Origin of the sequence: Methylobacterium sp. R2-1 (genome assembly GCF_014191355.1) — a bacterium.
Lineage (GTDB): Bacteria > Pseudomonadota > Alphaproteobacteria > Rhizobiales > Beijerinckiaceae > Methylobacterium.
This window is the reverse complement of the sequence record NZ_JACHWM010000015.1, coordinates 93,461-111,857: the sequence shown is the minus strand read 5'-3', so window position 1 is coordinate 111,857 and position 18,397 is coordinate 93,461. Positions and strand designations below refer to the sequence as shown.

The 18,397-nt window shown below is 66.8% G+C and carries 20 protein-coding genes; 13 read left to right on the top strand and 7 right to left on the bottom strand.

Annotated features, from left to right (window positions below; translation table 11 throughout):
• Positions 1 to 193: 193 nt before the first annotated feature.
• Positions 194 to 703 carry a hypothetical protein gene (locus tag FHU13_RS20740; protein WP_183437735.1) on the bottom strand — a complete coding sequence of 170 codons (510 nt, stop codon included), beginning with the start codon at positions 701 to 703 and terminating at the stop codon, positions 194 to 196.
• Positions 704 to 941: 238 nt separating this feature from the next.
• Between FHU13_RS20740 and FHU13_RS20735 the strand changes: the two genes are divergently transcribed.
• The 7 genes from FHU13_RS20735 to rimM all read left to right on the top strand — a co-directional run bounded on the left by FHU13_RS20735 (position 942) and on the right by rimM (position 5,432).
• Positions 942 to 1,193 carry a hypothetical protein gene (locus tag FHU13_RS20735; RefSeq protein WP_183437734.1) on the top strand — a complete coding sequence of 84 codons (252 nt, stop codon included), beginning with the start codon at positions 942 to 944 and terminating at the stop codon, positions 1,191 to 1,193.
• A 266-nt stretch (positions 1,194 to 1,459) separates the two neighbouring features.
• A complete protein-coding gene (locus FHU13_RS20730; protein WP_183437733.1) occupies positions 1,460 to 1,927 on the top strand; it encodes a hypothetical protein in 468 nt (155 codons plus the stop codon).
• A gap of 203 nt (positions 1,928 to 2,130) precedes the next feature.
• The gene (locus tag FHU13_RS20725; protein ID WP_183437732.1) at positions 2,131 to 2,352 is read left to right on the top strand and encodes a glutathione S-transferase; all 222 of its coding nucleotides are present in this window, start codon (positions 2,131 to 2,133) and stop codon (positions 2,350 to 2,352) included.
• Positions 2,353 to 2,368: 16 nt separating this feature from the next.
• Positions 2,369 to 3,931 carry a signal recognition particle protein gene (gene ffh, locus FHU13_RS20720; protein WP_183437731.1) on the top strand — a complete coding sequence of 521 codons (1,563 nt, stop codon included), beginning with the start codon at positions 2,369 to 2,371 and terminating at the stop codon, positions 3,929 to 3,931.
• A complete protein-coding gene (locus FHU13_RS20715; protein ID WP_183437730.1) occupies positions 3,928 to 4,275 on the top strand; it encodes a chorismate mutase in 348 nt (115 codons plus the stop codon). Before ffh ends, FHU13_RS20715 begins: the two co-directional genes overlap by 4 nt.
• Entirely contained in the window at positions 4,275 to 4,637 is a 363-nt protein-coding gene (gene rpsP / locus FHU13_RS20710; RefSeq protein WP_012452566.1) for a 30S ribosomal protein S16, read from the top strand. The genes FHU13_RS20715 and rpsP overlap by 1 nt, the downstream gene beginning before the upstream one ends.
• Positions 4,638 to 4,757: 120 nt before the next feature.
• Positions 4,758 to 5,432: a ribosome maturation factor RimM gene (gene rimM / locus FHU13_RS20705; protein WP_183437729.1), complete on the top strand. Its 675-nt coding sequence runs from the start codon at positions 4,758 to 4,760 to the stop codon at positions 5,430 to 5,432.
• Positions 5,433 to 5,702: 270 nt separating this feature from the next.
• Here the strand turns inward: rimM and FHU13_RS20700 are convergent, their stop codons facing one another.
• The 3 genes from FHU13_RS20700 to FHU13_RS20690 form a co-directional block, all read right to left on the bottom strand.
• Positions 5,703 to 6,779, bottom strand: a complete 1,077-nt coding sequence (locus tag FHU13_RS20700; RefSeq protein WP_183437728.1) for a linear amide C-N hydrolase — start codon at positions 6,777 to 6,779, stop codon at positions 5,703 to 5,705.
• Between the two features lie 365 nt (positions 6,780 to 7,144).
• Positions 7,145 to 7,939: a DUF4239 domain-containing protein gene (locus tag FHU13_RS20695; RefSeq protein WP_183437727.1), complete on the bottom strand. Its 795-nt coding sequence runs from the start codon at positions 7,937 to 7,939 to the stop codon at positions 7,145 to 7,147.
• Between the two features lie 70 nt (positions 7,940 to 8,009).
• On the bottom strand, positions 8,010 to 8,741 hold the full coding sequence (locus FHU13_RS20690) for a class I SAM-dependent methyltransferase (RefSeq protein WP_183437726.1): 732 nt from the start codon (positions 8,739 to 8,741) through the stop codon (positions 8,010 to 8,012).
• A 126-nt stretch (positions 8,742 to 8,867) separates the two neighbouring features.
• Between FHU13_RS20690 and FHU13_RS20685 the strand changes: the two genes are divergently transcribed.
• From FHU13_RS20685 to mtnA, 6 genes are all read left to right on the top strand, one after another.
• A complete protein-coding gene (locus tag FHU13_RS20685) occupies positions 8,868 to 9,152 on the top strand; it encodes a hypothetical protein (protein ID WP_183437725.1) in 285 nt (94 codons plus the stop codon).
• Between the two features lie 55 nt (positions 9,153 to 9,207).
• The gene (gene trmD, locus FHU13_RS20680) at positions 9,208 to 9,930 is read left to right on the top strand and encodes a tRNA (guanosine(37)-N1)-methyltransferase TrmD (RefSeq protein WP_183437724.1); all 723 of its coding nucleotides are present in this window, start codon (positions 9,208 to 9,210) and stop codon (positions 9,928 to 9,930) included.
• A gap of 174 nt (positions 9,931 to 10,104) precedes the next feature.
• Positions 10,105 to 11,280 (top strand): phosphoserine transaminase, encoded by a 1,176-nt coding sequence (locus tag FHU13_RS20675; protein WP_183437723.1) that lies wholly within the window; start codon positions 10,105 to 10,107, stop codon positions 11,278 to 11,280.
• A gap of 158 nt (positions 11,281 to 11,438) precedes the next feature.
• Positions 11,439 to 13,046 (top strand): phosphoglycerate dehydrogenase, encoded by a 1,608-nt coding sequence (gene serA / locus FHU13_RS20670; RefSeq protein ID WP_183437722.1) that lies wholly within the window; start codon positions 11,439 to 11,441, stop codon positions 13,044 to 13,046.
• A gap of 103 nt (positions 13,047 to 13,149) precedes the next feature.
• Positions 13,150 to 13,353 carry a DUF1902 domain-containing protein gene (locus tag FHU13_RS20665; protein WP_183437721.1) on the top strand — a complete coding sequence of 68 codons (204 nt, stop codon included), beginning with the start codon at positions 13,150 to 13,152 and terminating at the stop codon, positions 13,351 to 13,353.
• 146 nt (positions 13,354 to 13,499) lie between these two features.
• Complete coding sequence (gene mtnA, locus FHU13_RS20660; protein ID WP_183437720.1) at positions 13,500 to 14,597, top strand: S-methyl-5-thioribose-1-phosphate isomerase; 1,098 nt, start codon at positions 13,500 to 13,502, stop codon at positions 14,595 to 14,597.
• An 11-nt stretch (positions 14,598 to 14,608) separates the two neighbouring features.
• Here mtnA and FHU13_RS20655 read toward each other — a convergent pair whose 3' ends face one another.
• From FHU13_RS20655 to FHU13_RS20645, 3 genes are read right to left on the bottom strand one after another with little or no spacing between them, the layout of a single operon-like run.
• Positions 14,609 to 14,956, bottom strand: coding sequence for a DUF3140 domain-containing protein (locus FHU13_RS20655; RefSeq protein ID WP_183437719.1), 348 nt, complete (start codon positions 14,954 to 14,956; stop codon positions 14,609 to 14,611).
• Between the two features lie 47 nt (positions 14,957 to 15,003).
• On the bottom strand, positions 15,004 to 16,443 hold the full coding sequence (locus tag FHU13_RS20650; protein ID WP_183437800.1) for an MATE family efflux transporter: 1,440 nt from the start codon (positions 16,441 to 16,443) through the stop codon (positions 15,004 to 15,006).
• 18 nt (positions 16,444 to 16,461) lie between these two features.
• Positions 16,462 to 18,318 carry an ABC transporter ATP-binding protein gene (locus FHU13_RS20645; protein WP_183437718.1) on the bottom strand — a complete coding sequence of 619 codons (1,857 nt, stop codon included), beginning with the start codon at positions 18,316 to 18,318 and terminating at the stop codon, positions 16,462 to 16,464.
• Between the last annotated feature and the right edge of the window lie 79 nt (positions 18,319 to 18,397).

The following is an 18,397-nucleotide window of genomic DNA, read 5'->3' as shown; positions in this document are numbered from 1 at the left end:
GAACGAAAGGAGGTGATCCAGTGTCTCATTGTCATCAGCCGTCGCCGACGACCAAGGCCTGGACCGTTACCTCCGGCGTGTGCGCCTAACGCATCCGCAGGATCACGACAGGTTTCGTCGGACTGACCGGTTCGACAATGGAAGGGCCGCCCCATGGGGCGGCCCTTCGCATGTTCAGGGTATCGGAAGCGGCTCAGCGCTGCTGCATTTGGAACAGCGGCGCGGCCAGGGCCTCGCAGCGGGCACGCCAGAGATCGCGCTCGGTCCGCAGATCCTCCATCTTGCCGACTTCCTCGGCAATGTGGGCGCGCAACTCGCGGATTTCCTGAGCCAGAATAATCTGCAGCTCGTCGCGGCGCTCGGATTCCAGTCGGAGCCGGGCCTTCAGCATCATGTTCTCGGCCATGATCTCGGCGACGTCCTCGTCGGCGGCCTCGGCCGACTTCGCTGCAGCGGAGACGAGGCGGGGCGACCAGCCGTTGCCGCGCGCCTCGATCTCGGGCTCAGCGGGAGCAGCGGGCTCGGCCTGGCGCAATTCGACGGGTTGCGTCTCGGATACGGTCGCGCGCATGGTGGCAAGCCAATCCCGCAGCGGCGCGGTGCTGATCGAAGGCCGGAGACCGGACTCGGGTGATGGGGCCTGTCGAGCGGGTTCCGACATCGGGTCGTCCTCGGGCACCTCCAGCGGTGCGTTGTCGATCATCAGACCCGAACATGCTTAACGAAGGGTAAAGCTTAACCGTCCGCTTACGTCCGCTTTAGGCACAGCCGCGCACCGGTCCGCGTCCGGCCGCCTTCTTCGGCATCTATCGGGGGAACGGGCTCGGGATTGGGTAGTGTCTCAGTTTGGAATCTGAGCCTGGCCGAGTTCGCTCCGCGTTCCTGCCCCGTTCGCTCGCGCATCCCCGCCGGCTGGCGTATGTTTGGGGTCAAGCAGGAGGATGGACACGGCAGAGCAGGCTTCGAGCTTCACGCGCGACTGGCTCACATCGAATATCCAGAATGATCCCACTTGGTGGGACCGCAGTATTGAGGAGCGTGTTGTCGTCGAGATGAGGCGCTTGAAGGAGCCCGCACGCGGTGCGGGGATTGATCTCAATGATCCTGCGCTAGACGACCATCTACTCGATGACGAGATCACCGCGACTATTGAGAGCGTTCATGATCCCAAAGCTGGCGGGATCAAGGATTAGTCATACCCGCCGGACCTAAAGGCGAGAAACGCCCCGCCGACGCGATCGGCGATGCCGTCCGCGTCATGCAGATTACCACCGGCGAGAACTTCGTGCGGATCCACAAATCGCTAAGGTTCACTCCCGCGATGGCCGCGGGTATTAGCGACAGCCTGTGAAGTATGGACGAGGTTGCCGCATTGGTGGATGCTGCAGAGCCCGCTCTAGGAAAGCGGGGACTGTACAAAATACATAGACGGCGATACGCTGATGTATCGGATACCACCATGACGAACGAACAGCTTGCGAGCGAAATCACAAAACGTCGAAAGCAGGCGGACAGGGGCTGTCGAGCGTGGAGCACCGCGTTTCACTTAGCTTTCGGGATCTCGACTATCTCCGGTGTTGTGGTGGCGGCCATCGCAGGCAAAAATATATCTGTTTGCGGAATAAACCTATCGGACTACGTTCCGTTGATCGCATTGTTGGGTTCAATCCTTTCGGCGGCCGGCGTCTTTGGCGGGTTCGAACGCAAATGGAAAGCCAATAGAATTACTCGAAATGAGTTAGATATACTTAGCCTTAAGATTGCGGCAGGTGAAAATCCATCCGATAAAGTTCAAGAATATATTGACATAGTTCGCACTCACGACGCGGCAATATTGAATGATTCATTCAAATTGGAAAAGCCATTTCAGCCGGGTGAGGCAAAGCGCGAGACGCTAGTTCCCCAGACGGCTCAGGGCGTGCGCTAGGCAAATTTCAAACTGAGACACTACCCGGGATTGACTTGACGCGGCCCAGGGCCTATCCGCCCGGCTCCATTTCGACGTTCGAACGTCACGATGAGCCGCCGACCGGCCCGAGAGGCCGGAGGTCAACGTCCGACAGCGCGTGTGCGCCCTCGGGCGCCCTTGTCGTTGCCGTGCGTTCGCCGAAGCGTCAAACGAGCCCTGCCATGGCGCCCGCGAGCGACACGACCCTTCGCATCGAGGATGCGGTCAACGACTTCTGCCCCTGGTCGGGCAAACCGATCGTGCCCGAGGCGCTGACCCTTTACAACGGCGCGGTGGTCGGCTTCTGCGATGCGGAGTGCCGTGACAAGTTCGCCCGCGCGGTGGCGGCCTTCGAGGATGCGCTGCGCGCGCGTCGCGTGGCCAATGCCGGCCTCCACCAGTAAGGACCTCTGAACCCGCATGTTCGAAGGCCTTTCCGACCGCCTTTCCGGCATCCTCTCCGGGCTGACGCGCCGCGGCGCGCTGACGGAGGCCGACGTCACCGCCGCCATGCGCGAGGTGCGCCGCGCGCTCCTTGAAGCGGACGTGGCGCTGGAGGTGGTGCGCTCGTTCACCGATAAGGTGCGCGAGAAGGCCGTGGGCGCGGTCGTCCTCAAGTCGGTGACGCCCGGCCAGATGGTCGTGAAGATCGTCAACGACGAGCTCATTGCGATGCTCGGCACCGATGCCAGCGTCGTCGATCTCAACGCGCCCGCCCCCGTTGCCATCCTGATGGTCGGCCTGCAGGGCTCAGGTAAAACGACCACCACCGCCAAGATCGCCCGGCGGCTGGCGAGCCGCGAGAAGCGGCGCGTGCTGCTCGCGTCCCTCGATACCCGTCGCCCTGCGGCGATGGAGCAGCTCGCGGTGCTCGCCAAACAGGTCGAGGTCGAGAGCCTGCCGATCGTCGCCGGCCAGTCGGCGGTGCAGATCGCGAAGCGCGCCATGGAGGCTGCCCGGCTCGGCGGCTTCGACGTGGTGATGCTCGACACCGCCGGCCGCACCACGGTCGACGAAGGCCTGATGAACGAGGCCGCCGAGGTGAAGGCGGTGACCAGCCCTCACGAAGTGCTGCTGGTGGCTGACGCGCTCACCGGCCAGGACGCGGTCAACACCGCGCGTGCCTTCGATCAGCGCCTTGGCGTCACCGGCATCGTGCTGACTCGCATGGACGGCGATTCCCGCGGCGGCGCGGCGCTTTCCATGCGCGCCGTGACGGGCAAGCCGATCAAGCTCGTCGGCGTCGGCGAAAAGGTCGACGCGCTGGAAGAATTCCACCCGCAGCGGGTGGCCAACCGCATCCTCGGCATGGGCGATATCGTCTCGCTCGTCGAGAAGGCGGCCGAGACCATCGACCACGAGCAGGCCCTGCGCACCGCCGAGAAGATGCGGAAGGGCAAGTTCGATCTCGAAGACCTGTCGATGCAGCTCGCCCAGATGGAGAAGATGGGCGGCATCGGTGGCCTGATGGGGATGCTGCCCGGCATGGGGCAGATGAAGAAGCAGGTCGAAGGCGCCAACCTCGACGAGAAGATGTTCAAGCGCCAGCGCGCCATCATCTCCTCGATGACGCCGGGGGAGCGCAAGAACCCCGACATTCTCAAGAACAGCCGCAAGAAGCGCATCGCGGCAGGTGCCGGCGTCAAGGTCGAGGAGATCAACAAGCTCCTCAAGATGCACCGGACGATGGCCGACATGATGAAGGCGATGGGATCGGGCAAGCGCGGTGGCATCGGCCAGGCGCTGGGCAACATGTTCGGGCTGGGCGGGGGTATGCCGGGCGGTCTTCCCGGCGGCATGAAGCTGCCCCCGGGCATGCCCGAGCCGACGCCGGAGCAGATCGCCGAGATTGAGAAGCAGTTCGGCGGCAAGCTGCCGCCGATGCCGGCGGGCCTAGGCGGCGGAAAGATGCCGGGCCTTCCTGGGCTGGGCGGACCGAAGCTGCCGGGCCTCGGCGGCTTCCTGCCGGGTAAGAAGAAATGACGATCTTGTCCGCACAAGGGGTCGATCCCGAGCTGGCAAGCCTACGCGAGAGCATCGACAACTTCGATGCCGCGCTCATCCATCTGCTCGCCGAGCGTTTCCGCTGCACGCAGCGGGTCGGCGAGCTGAAGGCCCGCAAGGGCCTGCCTCCCTCCGATCCGGATCGGGAGGCGCGTCAGGTCAAGCGCCTGAGAAATCTCGCGGTCGAAGCCAAGCTCGACCCCGATTTCGCCGAGAAGTTCCTCGCCTTCGTGGTCAAGGAAGTCATTCGGCACCACCGGACGATCGCCGAGAACGTCGATCACAACGCCACTCAGAAACACGACACCGAAAGGAACGACTGATGTCCCTCAAGATCCGTCTCACCCGCGGCGGCGCCAAGAAGCGCCCCTACTACCGCATCGTCGTCGCCGACGCCCGCGCACCGCGTGACGGGCGCTTCATCGACAAGGTCGGCGCCTACGACCCGATGAAGGCCAAGGACGATCCGGCCCGCATCGTGCTCGACAACGAGAAGATCCAGTCCTGGCTCGCCAAGGGCGCCCAGCCGACCGACCGCGTCCTGCGCTTCCTCGACGCCGCCGGCCTCGCCAAGCGCCCGGCCCGCAACAACCCGCAGAAGGCCGAGCCCGGCGAGAAGTCCAAGGAGCGCGCCGCAAAGCGCGCCGAGAAGGCTGCCGCCCCGGCCGAAGACGCCGCGGCGTAAGCCTTCCAATTCCCTCCCCTTCGTGGGGAGGGGTCAGGGTGGGGTGCCTCCTGGATGCCCCACCCTCGCTTCCTTCCCGCCTGAGGAAGGGACAAACGCGCCGTCATCGAGGCACCCTGCATGGCCCGCCGCCCCGGATCCTCATCGCGCGGACCTGCGCGGTCCGCCGACCGCCTCGCTCCGGAGGCCGTCACCTCGGCTCGCAAGCCGCAAGGCGCCAAGCCCACTCTGCCCGCCTCCCCGGATCCGAGCCTCGTCCTGCTCGGCGAGTTCGGCCGGCCGCATGGACTGCACGGCGAGGTGCGGCTGAAATCCTATACCGGCGAGCCCCTCGCGATCGCGGGCTACGGGCCCCTGCGCGCCTCCGATGGTCGCACCCTCGAACTTGCGGACGCCCGGCTTGCTCCCGGCGGGTCGTCCGACCTGCTGGTCGTGCGGGTCAAGGGCGTGGACGACCGCAGCGGCGCGGAAGCCCTCAACCGCATCACCCTCGCCATTGCACGCGAGCGCCTGGGCGAGGCGGAGGACGAGGACGAGTTCTTCCTCACCGACCTGATCGGGCTCACCGTCGAGGACGGCACCGGCACGGTGATCGGCTCCATCGTGGCGGTGCCGAACTACGGTGGCGGCGACCTGCTCGAAATCCGCCCGGCGGCGGGCGGGCCGACAGCGCTCCTGCCTTTCACCAAGGCCTTCGTGCCGACCCTCGATATCTCCGGTGGAAAAGTCGTCGCCGATCCGCCCGAGGATCTGTTCGCGCCACCGGGGCCCAAGCCTGCCGACGATCCGGGCTAGAGCGCATTCAGACGAAGTGGGAACCGGTTCGTCGACAGAATGCGCGTGAAGACAACGACTTAGAGACGCCGATCGGATGCAATCCGGTCGGATACGGCTCTAGAGGCGAGCTGATACCCTGCGTTCCAACCATCAGAGCCGGACCTGTTCGGCTCCGTTCTCCGCTGGGCGCAGGGCGGGTTGCCTCCGTGATCGAGGGCATAGCCCCAGCCAGCCCGACGCGTCGGCATGAGCCTCAGGGCCTATGACACGTTTTGCCTGCGCGCTGCGCTATCGCGACACTCCGGCAAAAGGAAAAGGCTCCGATTCCCGATAGTATCGCGTCGCGTCACCGGCGAAGACATTGGCCTGATCTGCGCCGAGATCAAGCTTCATGACTTTTCCGGTTTCTCGTGTGAAGTCGATCTGGCCGAGATCGGTCCAGAACGTGTTCGGCGACAGTGCGGATTCGAAGAAATAGAGCCGACGCTTGTGGTCGAAGACCGTACGCCAGCGCGTGGATGCGATTTCCGGCTGGTCCGGCGTCGAAAGCCCGAGCGGCACCGAGACATTGCGTATGATGCCGTAAACACTGGCCAAAAGCTGGTCGGCCCCACCCTCTTGCGGAATCGATTTGACGTAGAAGGATGCGCGAGCGAAGCGATCGGAGGCACGGCTGGTTCCGGGCAGCATGACCGTTCCGCCGATTTGGGACCAGTATGACGCGAGAGCAAGCTGCTGCTCGTATGTCGGCGAATTGGTCATCACCTGATATTGGCGGCCGTGGTGAATGACCTGCTTTCCCTCGACATATTCGATAATTGCGCTGTCCCCGCTGGAATCCGACAGTGACAAATGGACATTTGCCATGATTTGAGTTCCAGGGATGGCGCCCGTCACGAGCGTGAACGGCGTCTTCTTGAATTCCTCAACCGCTTGCGCGACTGTTTCGAAGTGATCGAGAGCGTATTGCGGCCAAGCTGAAATCGCCAATCCGGGCGGCCCTTTGCCGTCGAAGGTCGGATACTGCGACTCTTCGAGCCAAAGCACATTCGCTGCGAGACCAGCTTCGTTCACACCGTCGGAGGTGGAGTTGTTGAATGCGGTCGCGACCAGAGACCCGTATTTCGACGTCCACTGGATCGAGTGCGGCCCAACCTCGCCGCTGCGCGTCATCCCCCGAGGAAGGATGTAGAGGTCAGTCCCAATCGGTTTTTCCCAATCCATCGACCGTGCGGTGAATATTTTTCCGTCGTTGCCGATGTAGACGAAGCGGGAACACGCGCCTGCGGGTCCAAAAGCGGCCTGGAAGCTGGCCCAAAACGCGAGTGCCGACACGGCGATTTTAAACGGAAGCGTCTGCAGCATTGGAGTATCTCCCTTGCTTTGATCAGAAACGCCCCCATAGTTTCATTTTATAAAAGTATTCACGTTCGGCCGGTCTTGCGAACAAACCCGTAAATTCAGCCTACAACAAGCCGCTATGATCCTCGCATTTTTGGCTCATCTAAGCGCATGTCATCATGGATCGGCCAGCTCTAAACGCTGTCGTCATTGAAGCATCATGTTAAACACGGGATCACAACCGTAGTTCCATACGCGGCCAGACCATAACGCTGAGGTTGCGGCGCGCGCCGAAGTCCGACGCTCCTCCGCATCCCGCCACCGGGCAGCGGGGTCGTTCGACCTGGGCAACAGCCGTGTGGTGCTGCCAGGCCGGGGACATGAGAGACTCAGCGTCCGCCCACTTCCATCGCAGCGTGGGCGAGGCGGATCGGCTCGGACGACAGCGCCAGCGGACCGTCGAAGGGGCGCTCGTGCAGAGCGACCACACCGAGCGTCGTTACCATCGCGGCGGAGAACAAAAACAGCGTCGTCGCTTGCGCGAACGGGCGTTCGCAATGGACGAGGGCGATCGCCGTCAGGGTCAGGGCGGCAAGGATGAGGAGCGTCAGCCACTTGCTCTCGTCGCTGCGGGCAGCGCTGAGCGCGAGGCGCTCGCTGCGGGCTGAACGGAGCTGCATCACCGCATCGAGCAGGGCCGCGTGAGTAGCCTCGCCCGCCTCCGCGGCATTGCGCGGGTCGGCCGCGGACTGAAGCAGGCGCCCGAGCGCTTGGCCCGCAGCGGGCGCCGAAGCGCCGGTCTCAGCCATGGAGGGCCATTCCTCCTTCACCACCGCATCGAGATAGGCGAACAGCGAGGCGCGCAGTCCGCTCATATCCGGCGCCGAGGCGATGCTGAGATCGTAGACCGCAAGCGCGTGCGAGCGTTCGGCCTGCACCACGCGGCTGGCCTGACGCTGGCGCTCCCAGGCATCGTTGGCGACGAAGCCGGTCAGCAGCGCAAGCAGCACCGCGACCACGGCGATGTAGGGCGGCACGATTCCGGTCGCGAGCAGGCGCATCCCCGCCCTCGTCCAAGGCAGGTTGGTGAACAGGCTCAAGAGCAGGCAGATCGCGAGGAAGACGCCCGCGAGAAGGGTGAACATCAACCAGACGGGTTGGTCGAGCCAGAAACCGAGGATCATTGCCGAGCGGATCGCGAGGACGGGGTCTGCCAGCGTGGCCGACCAACCCCTCCGATTCGGTAAAGGCGCGTCAGCGCTTGTCCCGCGTGGTCCCGTCCCGGCACGGGCGGATCGTCTCCGGCGCGGGCCGCGCGTCCGGTCGAGGCGCCTCGAATACGGCGAGATAGCCGACACCGCCCTTCAGCCGGGTCATCGAGACCTCGCGATATCCGACGGATGCCAACTCGCAGCGCAGGAGCTTCGGTGGCGTGCCGTGGCGCGAGGGGATCGCGTCGGCATCGACGATCCCGACCCGGCCGCCGGGCTTCATCGCGGCGGCGAGGTTCCAGAGCAGGCCGAAGGGCTGGGCAATCTCGTGATACATGTGAACCAGCACCGCCGCATCGACCGAGCCCGGCGGCAGCCGCGGGTCGTGCGCCTCGCCGCGCACCACCGTGACGTTGGACAAGCCCGCCTCGGAAACTCGGCGCTCCAGGTCGGTGAGATAGTCCGGCGTAATGTCCTGCGCGAGGATGCGCCCCTCCGGGCCGACGCGCGGGCTCAGGCGGAACACGTAGTAGCCGCTGCCCGCGCCGATATCGGCCACCGTCTCGCCGGGCGCGATCCGCATCAGGCGCGCGACCTGCCCGACCTCGTCGGCCTTGTCCCGCTGCCGCTCGTGCGCCCATTGCGGGGCGACGATCTCGGCGACGGGCCTGTCGGGCATCGGAAAGCGCTCGGCCGGCACGCCGGGCGGTGCCAGCGGTTCGGCCGCGGAGGCCGGCAGCGTCAACAGCAGGAGGATGGCGGCGAAGCGGATCATGCCCCGGATAAGTCCCGACGCGGACGAACGTGCCCATCCCGCGCGCCTCGGCCGCGCATCGAACCATCGGCAGCGCGCCCCGTTCGCAAGGGAAAGGCTCGAACCGACATCCGAAAGCGAGACGCCATGCGACGCCCGATCCTCCTCCTCGCTCTCCTCGCGGTCCCGGTCTCCCCGGTGCTGGCGCAGGGCTTCCCCGGCGCGACGGTCGGCATCCCTCTGGGAAAACCCGATCCGTTCGGCGCCATGGCGCGCCGGCCGGCGGAATCCATGGCCGACCCCTTCGCAGAACCCTCGACCGGCGGTGAAGCGACCCGGCCGGAGCGGCGCCTACGCTCCCCGTCCCGAGGGCACCTCAAGGGCCATGATCGCGCTGCACCCAAGCGGCGCCCTCCCCTGGCCCGTCGCTGACGAGCCGGGACACCGGCCTCATTGACCGGCCCGGCGCGCGCCGCCATCAAGCGGCATGAGCGAGCCCGTCCATCCCGGCACGTCGGCCCCCTGGCGGGCCACCGTCCTGACCCTCTACCCGGAGATGTTTCCGGGTCCGCTGGGTCATTCGCTGTCGGGCGATGCGCTGCAGCGCGGGACATGGAGCCTCGAGCCGCGCCAGATCCGTGAGCACGGACTCGGTCGCCACCGCAACGTGGACGACACCCCGGCCGGCGGCGGCGCGGGGATGGTTCTGCGCTGCGACGTGCTCGGCGCAGCCATCGATGCCGCGGCAGCGCCGGATGACGGCCGGCCCCGCCTCCTCATGTCCCCGCGCGGAAAGCCGCTGACACAGGCGCGGGTGCGGGCGCTCGCCGAGGGCCCCGGCGCGATCCTCGTCTGCGGCCGATTCGAGGGCGTGGATGAGCGGGTGATCGAGGCACGCAATCTCGAAGAAGTTTCGATCGGCGACTACGTGCTGTCAGGCGGCGAGATCGCGGCCCTGGTGCTGATCGACGCCTGCGTGCGCCTGCTGCCCGGCGTGATGGGCAAGCACGCCTCGGGCGTCGAGGAGAGCTTCGAGGGCGGCCTGCTCGAATACCCGCACTACACCCGTCCGCGAGAGTGGGAAGGGCGGACGATCCCTGATGTTCTGATGAGCGGTAACCACGCGGCCATCGACCGCTGGCGGTCCGAACGCAGCCGCGCGCTGACGCGGGCGCGTCGACCGGACCTGCTGGAGCGGGACGAACCTTAGATGGACCTTCTTCTCAGCTGTTCTTATGAGAACTGAAATATCGTTCTGTTGCCCGCAGCACACGCAGATCTGAATCCTTTAAAAAGCCTCTTGCATTGCGGCGCGCGATCCGTCACTCCCGGCGACGGGACACCTCCCCCCAACGGGAGGCGCTCATCTGGAAGGATGGCTGACATGACGGCTCAAATGCCCGCCGCGCGCCCGCGCGTGCCCTATTTCTCGTCCGGCCCGACGACCAAGCGTCCGGGCTGGAGCCTCGATGCCCTCTCCGGCGCGGCGCTCGGCCGTTCGCACCGCTCGGCCGCCGGCAAGGCCAAGCTCGCCGAGGCCATCGAGCTCACCCGCACGGTTCTGCGCGTTCCGGACGATTACCGCATCGGCATCGTTCCCGGCTCGGACACCGGCGCCGTCGAGATGGCGATGTGGTCGATGCTCGGCCCGAAGACCGTCGAGGTCATGGCCTGGGATTCCTTCGGCGCTGAATGGGTCACCGACGCCCTGAAGGAGCTCAAGATCGATCCGGTCGTCCGCACCACCGAGCATGGCATCCTGCCGGCGCTGGACGCGATCGACACCAAGAACCACGACGTCGTCTTCACCTGGAACGGCACCACGGCCGGCGTGAAGATCCCGCACAGCGACTGGATCGCCGACGACCGCGAGGGCGTCACCATCTGCGACGCGACCTCGGCCGCCTTCGCGATGCCGCTGCCGTGGGACAAGCTCGATGTCGTCACCTATTCCTGGCAGAAGGTGATGGGCGGCGAGGCCGCGCACGGCATGCTGATCCTGTCGCCGCGCGCCGTCGCGCGCCTCGAGAGCCACACGCCGGCCTGGCCGATCCCGAAGGTCTTCCGCCTGACCAAGGGCGGGCGGCTGATCGAGGGCATCTTCAAAGGCGACACCATCAACACGCCCTCCATGCTCGCGGTCGAGGACTACATCGACACCCTGAAATGGGCCGAGAGCATCGGCGGCCTCGACGCGCTGCACGCGCGGGCGGACGCCAATGCCCGGGTGGTCCACGACTGGGTGGCGCGTACTCCCTGGATTGGCCACCTTGCGGTGGACCCGGCGACCTACTCGAACACGGGCGTCTGCCTCGTGATCACCGACCCGGACGTGCTCGCCAAGGGCAACGACGTGGTCAAGAAGGTTGCCGCCGGCATCGTCAGCCGGCTGGAGAAGGAAGGTGTCGCCTTCGACTTCGGCGCCTACCGCGACGCACCGGCCGGCCTGCGCATCTGGTGCGGGGCCACCGTCGAGGCCTCCGACCTCGCGGCGCTCACTCCCTGGCTCGACTGGGCCTTCGCCCAGGAAAAGGCGGCGCTGGCCGCCGCGGCGGCCTGAGGGTCTGAGACGTCATGATGGCCGGTCGCGAGACCGGCCATTTGCTTATCAACGCGCTCCAGCGATCCGCCGGTGATGTCCCGCGCGACGCGGCGACCGGCCATGCCTTGCATTTGAGGCAGCGATCCTGCGCGCCCGCACGACGCGAGGTGCTTTTCATGACCAAGCCTGCCACGACCAAGCCCAAGGTCCTCATCTCCGACGCCCTGTCCGACGCCGCCGTCCAGATCTTCCGCGATCGCGGCATCGAGGTCGACTTCCAGCCCAACCTCGGCAAGGACAAGGAGGCGCTGGCCGCCGTCATCGGCAACTATGACGGCCTCGCCATCCGCTCCGCCACCAAGGTGACGGGCAAGCTGCTCGCCGAGGCGACCCGTCTCAAGGTAGTCGGCCGCGCCGGGATCGGCGTCGACAACGTCGATGTGCCGGCCGCGACCGCCAAGGGTGTGATCGTGATGAACACGCCGTTCGGCAACTCGATCACCACCGCCGAGCACGCCATCGCCCTGATGTTCGCGCTCGCCCGTCAGATCCCCGCGGCCGACGCATCGACCCAAGCCGGAAAGTGGGAGAAGAACCGCTTCATGGGCGTCGAGCTGACGGCCAAGACGCTCGGTGTGATCGGCTGCGGCAATATCGGCGCCGTAGTCGCCGACCGGGCGATCGGGCTGAAGCTGAAGGTCGTCGCCTACGATCCCTTCCTCACGCCGGAGCGCGCCGTCGAGATCGGCGTCGAGAAGGTCGAACTCGAGGAGTTGCTGGCGCGCGCCGACATCATCACCCTGCACGTGCCGCTCACCGATAAGACCCGCAACATCCTGTCGGAAGAGAACCTCGCCAAGACCAAGCGCGGTGTGCGCATCATCAACTGCGCCCGCGGCGGCCTCGTGGACGAGACGGCCCTGCGTGCCGCCCTCGATTCCGGCCATGTGGCGGGCGCGGCCTTCGACGTGTTCGTCACCGAACCGGCAACCGAGAATCCGCTGTTCGGCCACCCGAACGTGATCTGTACGCCGCATCTCGGCGCGTCGACCTCCGAGGCGCAGGAGAACGTGGCGCTCCAGGTCGCCGAGCAGATGGCCGATTACCTGCTCAGCGGCGCCATCACCAACGCGATCAACTTCCCCTCGATCTCGGCCGAGGAGGCTCCGCGCCTCAAGCCCTTCGTCGCTTTGTGTGAGAAGCTCGGCTCGTTCCTGGGCCAGCTCACGGAAGCGCCGATCAAGGGCATCCGCATCACCTACGAGGGCGCGGTGGCCGGCATGAACACCCGGGCGCTGACCTCCGCAGCGGTGACCGGCGTTCTGCGCCCGATCCTGCAGGACGTGAACATGGTCTCGGCTCCGGTGATCGCGCGGGATCGCGGCATCGTCGTCGACGAGATCAAGCGCGAGGGCGGCGCCAGCGACTACGAGTCGGTGGTGCGCATCACCGTGGACGCCGAGGACATGCCGCGCGACGCTGCCGGAACCGTCTTCCACGACGGCAAGCCGCGCGTGATCGAGATCCGCGGGATCGACATCGATGCGGCCTTCGCCCCGCACATGCTCTACGTGCGCAACCACGACAAGCCGGGCTTCGTCGGCCGCTTCGGCTCGGTGCTGGGTGAGGCGGGCGTCAACGTCGCGACCTTCGCGCTCGGCCGCGAGGCGGAGGGCGGCAACGCCATCGCCTTCGTGGCGGTGGATGGCGAGGTGTCCCCCGAGGTCCTGAGGGCGATCGAAGCGATTCCGCAGGTGAAGCGTGTGCGCCCCGTGCGGTTCTGAGGCCGACAAGGCTCCGGCGGACGATCCCGTCCGCCCCTCCGACCACGACGGCACGGCGCCGACTGCGCCGTCCTCCCTCCCCCCCGAGAATGAGGATCGCACGATGGGTTGCAAAGTCACCGTCCGCTGCGCCTGGGATGAGGCGGCCGGCGTCTTCTTCGTCCACGACTCGCCGGTGCCGGGCCTCGCCACCGAAGCGCCCACCATGCCGGCTCTGCTGTGCAAGCTGCCCGGCATGATCCGAGACCTGCTCGGCCTGGAAGACGGCGCCTATATCGACATCTACGTCGAGCGGGTCCCGCGCTGACCGACCTTTGGCAGATAGGAATCCCTGGGGCGGCTTGACCGCCCCAGGCCATTCTGGCGACACACTCGCGGGATGAGACATCGGCTGACGTCGATCCGCACGGCCACGTTCGCCGCCGGATCGCCGCTCTCACGCGCGAGCACCCCATGAAAATCGACGGACGCCCCTACCGCACCATCTTCCCCGAGACCGACGGGAACTCCGTCGCAGTCATCGATCAGACCCGGCTGCCCTTCGCGTTCGAACTCAAGCGTCTGACGAGCCTCGATGACGCGGCCGTGGCGATCCGCACCATGGTGGTGCGCGGCGCGCCGCTCATCGGGGTTACCGCCGCCTACGGGCTGGCATTGGCCATGCGGGAGGATGCCAGCGAGGCCGGCATCGAACGGGCCAGCGCAACGCTCGCCGCCACACGGCCGACCGCGATCAATCTGCGCTGGGCGCTCGACCGGATGGCCGCCGTGCTGCGACGGAGGCCGGAGGCTGAGCGAGCGGCGCTCGCCTTCGCGGAGGCCGCTGCAATCGCCGACGAGGACGTTGCGAGCTGCCGCGCCATCGGCGAGCACGGCGCCAAAATTCTGTCCGAGATTGCCGCGAAGAAAGTTGGGCCGGTCAACGTGCTGACCCATTGTAACGCCGGCTGGCTCGCCACCGTCGATTGGGGCACGGCGCTGGCGCCGATTTACGTCGCGCACGATGCCGGCGTGCCGGTCCATGTCTTCGTGGACGAGACCCGGCCGCGCAACCAGGGTGCGGCGCTCACCGCCTTCGAACTCAACGCCCACGGCGTACCGCACACCGTCATCGCCGACAATGCGGGCGGCCACCTGATGCAGCACGGACAAGTCGATGTCTGCATCGTCGGCTCGGACCGCACCACGGCGGCGGGCTATGTCTGCAATAAGATCGGCACCTATCTGAAGGCGCTGGCCGCCTCCGACAATCGCATCCCGTTCTACGCGGCGCTGCCCTTCTCCACCATCGACTGGGCCCTGCAAGACGGGGTGCGCGACATCCCGATCGAGGAGCGCGACGCCCGCGAGGTCACCCACCTCACCGGCCGGACCGACGACGGCGCCTTCGCCACCGTCGCCGTGGTCTCGCCGGGAAGTCCGGTGGCCAACCCGGCCTTCGACGTGACCCCCGCTCGCCTCGTCACCGGCATCATCACCGAGCGCGGCGTCTGCGACGCCTCGGAAGAAGGCTTGGCCGGGCTCTATCCGGAGCGGCGCAAGGCTGCCTGACGAACGGAACGTCAATCCTTCAGCGGATCGTGGCCCCAGTTCATTAGCGAGAGGCGCCAGGGCGAATCCTTCGTCTTGGTTTTGTCCTCGGGCCCGCCCTGCGTGAGGTGGCGGTGCACGTAGCCGACCACCTTCTTCATGTGGGCGTAATCGTCGTCAGTGAGGTCGGCCTTCTTCTTGTGAAGAATTTCGACGATGCGGCGGCCTTCCTTGTGGCCCGTCGCCTCGCCGCCGTCCTTCTTCTGACCGACCGACTGGCTCTCGTCGGACTCCAGGAATTTCTCCAGGGCCGAGGCGGTCATGTTCACCGCGCTCCTGAAGTCCTTCCAGATCGTTTCATGATCGTCGGTCTCGGCCATGGCGCCTGTCGTCCTCCCGCTGTCGTCGGGGCGGCAACGGGGGCCTTTCAGGCGTGGTTCCGCTTGGCTCCCGACTGCGCGCCTGAGCCGCGCGCTTGGGCCGCGCTCAGGCGCCGCCAGCGGACCACCAGAGAAACCGAGACGACGAGAAGGCCGGCACAGAAGCCCGCCCAGATGCCGCGCCCGCCCATCCCGGCTCCCCAGGCGAGCGCCGCCCCGAGCGGCACGCCGATGCCCCAGTAGCCGAACACCGCGATCAGCATCGGCACCTTGGTGTCCTGCAAACCGCGCAAGGCCCCAAGTGCCACCGATTGCACGCCGTCCGAGATCGCGAACAGGGCCGAGAAGATCAGGAAGCCGGCAGCCACGGGAAACACACTCGCGGCCCCCGGCGCCTCGGCATCGAGGAACAGGCCGATCAGGATGCGCGGGGCAAGAAGTTGCACCAGGGCGCAGGCCACCATGAAGCCGAAGCCGAGCCAGAGCGCGACGGCCCCCGCGCGGCGCAGAGCTGCCCGGTCGGCGGCCCCGTAGGCACGGCCGACCCGCACCGTGGCCGCCTGCCCGATGCCATTGGGCACCATGAAGCAGGTCGCCGCGATCTGGAGCGTGACCGCGTGCGCGGCGAGCGGCACGGTGCCGAAGGTGCCCATCGCGACGGTAGCCGCCTCGAACAGGCCGGCCTCGGCGATCCCCGCCACGCCCATCGGCAGGCCGACCCGCACCACCCGGGTGAGGCGCTCGATGTCGAGGCGCCAGAGATTGGCGAACATCCGGTGGCGGTGGAGACCTCGGTCGAACCGGATCACCAGGACCAGGGCACCGAGCGCCAGGAACTCGGTGAGCACGGTGCCGAGCGCCACGCCGACGATGCCGAGATCCGGCGGCCCAAAGGCGAAGAAGGCGCCGAACGCGAGATTGAGCGGCAGAGCGACCAGACTTACCCCGAGCGGCGGACCCGGCCGCTGGAGCGCGGCGAGCGCCCCCTTCAGCACCATGAAGGCGAGCGCCGGGAACATCCACCATTGCAGCACCCGCATATAGCTGCCGGCATCGCGGGCGACCGCGGGCTCTTGGTGAAGCAGCCCCAACAGCTCTTCCGTGAACCAGAGCACCGGCATCAGCGCGAGGGTCACGAGGAAGCCGACCCACAAACCCGCCCGCACCGTGCGCCGCACCTCACCGGCCTTTTCCGCGCCCGCGGACCGGCCGACCGATTCCGCGACGAGCGGGGCCACCGAGGAGGTGAGGCCGATGCCGCCGATGAACAGCAGCAGGTAGAGGCTGGTGGCGAGTGCGCCCGCGGCGATGGGCTCGGCGCCGAGCCGGCCGAGCAGCACCGCGTTGGACGCCACCAGTCCGTGCTGGGCGAGGTTGATGAGGACGAGGGGCGCCGACAGCTTCAGCGTCGCGCGCAGTTCGTCCCACCAGGGCGAGGCCGGCGGTCGCTCGAAACCCGTCGCCGCGAGGCTCGGTGTGGACGTCACAAGGCTCATCGCGTCTGCTCAGGAGGCCGGAGCCGGCGCTCGATCCCCGAGGAAGCCGCCGGACTGGCGCCGCCAGAGGTCGGCGTAGAGCCCGCCCCGGCGGATCAGTTCGGCGTGGGTGCCCTCCTCCACGATCCGGCCGCTGTCGATCACGATGAGTCGGTCGAGCGCCGCGATGGTCGAGAGCCGGTGGGCGATGGCGAGCACGGTCTTGTCGCCCATCAGCGTGTCGAGCGCCTCTTGGATCGCCGCCTCGACCTGGCTGTCGAGGGCGCTCGTCGCCTCGTCGAGGATGAGGATCGGCGCGTCTTTGAGAATGACACGGGCGATCGCAATGCGCTGGCGCTGTCCGCCGGAGAGCTTCACCCCGCGCTCGCCGACATGGGCGTCGTAGCCGCGCCGGCCCTTGTGATCGACGAGATCGAGGATGAAGTCGTGGGCATGCGCCAGCCGTGCCGCTTGCTCGATCTCGGCGTCGGTTGCGTCCGGACGACCGTAGCCGATGTTGTCGCGGATCGAGCGGTGCAGCAGCGATGTGTCCTGGCTGACCATGGCGATGGCTTCGCGCAGGGAGTCCTGTGTCACCCCGACGATGTCCTGCCCGTCGATCAGGATGCGCCCGCCCTCGACATCATGCAGGCGCAGCAGCAGCGCGGTGATGGTGCTCTTGCCGGCGCCGCTGACACCGACAAGCCCCACCTTCTCGCCGGGGCGGATACGGAAGGACAAGTCCTCGATGATGCTGGCATCGCCCCGTCCGTAGTGGAAATCCACGTTCTCGAAGCGGATGTCGCCACCGGTGACGGTGAGCGTCTTCGCATCCGGCGCATCGGTGAGACCGTGCGGACGGGCGATGGTCTGCATGCTCTCCTGGATCACGCCGACATTCTCGAACACGCCGCGCACGGTCTGCATCACCCAGCCCGACATCGCCATCAGCCGCAGGATCAGCGCGAGGCCGGCCGAGGCTTCGCCGGTCGTCATCGCGCCGCGTTGCCAGAGAGCGAAGCAAACGGAAGCGGTGGCGAACAGGAGCAGGCTATTGAGCCCCGCCAGCAGGCTCGTCGTCAGCGTGGTGAGACGGAACTGGTGGAGATAGGCCCTGGTGTGGGTATCGACGGCGTCGCGCACGGCGGCGCGCTCCTCACGGTCGCGGGCGAACAGCTTCACGGTAAGGATGTTGGTGTAGCTGTCGACTACCCGTCCGATCAGTGTCGAGCGGGTCTCGGCGGTCAGGTGTGAGCGCGTGCGAGCGCGCGGCACGAACCACGCCGTCAGCCCGGCATAGGCCGCGACCCAGACCACGACCGGCAAGGCCAGCCAGGCGGAGATCGAGGAGAACAGCCCGATCGCCGTCACCGCGTAGATCGCCACGTAGAGCAGCGTGTCGATGAAGACGACGGCGAGCTCGCGCACCGCCGGCCCGACCTGCACCGTGCGGTTGGCCAAACGCCCGGCGAAATCGGCCTGGAAGTACGACAGCGAGTGGCCGAGGGTGTAGAGGTGGGTGCGCCAGCGGATCTGGTTGGTCGATTGCGGCACGATGAGCTGGTTCGAGGCCAGTTCGTGCAGGAAGGCCGCCAGCGGGCGCACCACGAGGAGCAGCAGCGCGGCGAGCGTCAGCGGCACGGCGTTGTCGCTGATCACGGTGGTGCGATCGGCCACGTTCATCAGGTCGATGAACCAGCGCATCAGCAGGTAGAGCGAGGCCTCGATGCCGCCGGCCACCACCGCGATGACGAACAGCACCACCAGCGCGGAGCGGATCGGCCGCAGGTAGAAGCCCGCGAAGCCCAGCACGGTCTTCGGCGGCATGCGCCGGTCGTCGAAGGGCGCGAACGGATCGATGCGGCGCTCGAGCCAATCGAGGAACATGATGTTGAGGGACCGACTGAGGAACGAGAGGCTCAGGTAAGCCTCCTTGACGCCGGGCCAACCCTGCGCCCATGCCGCA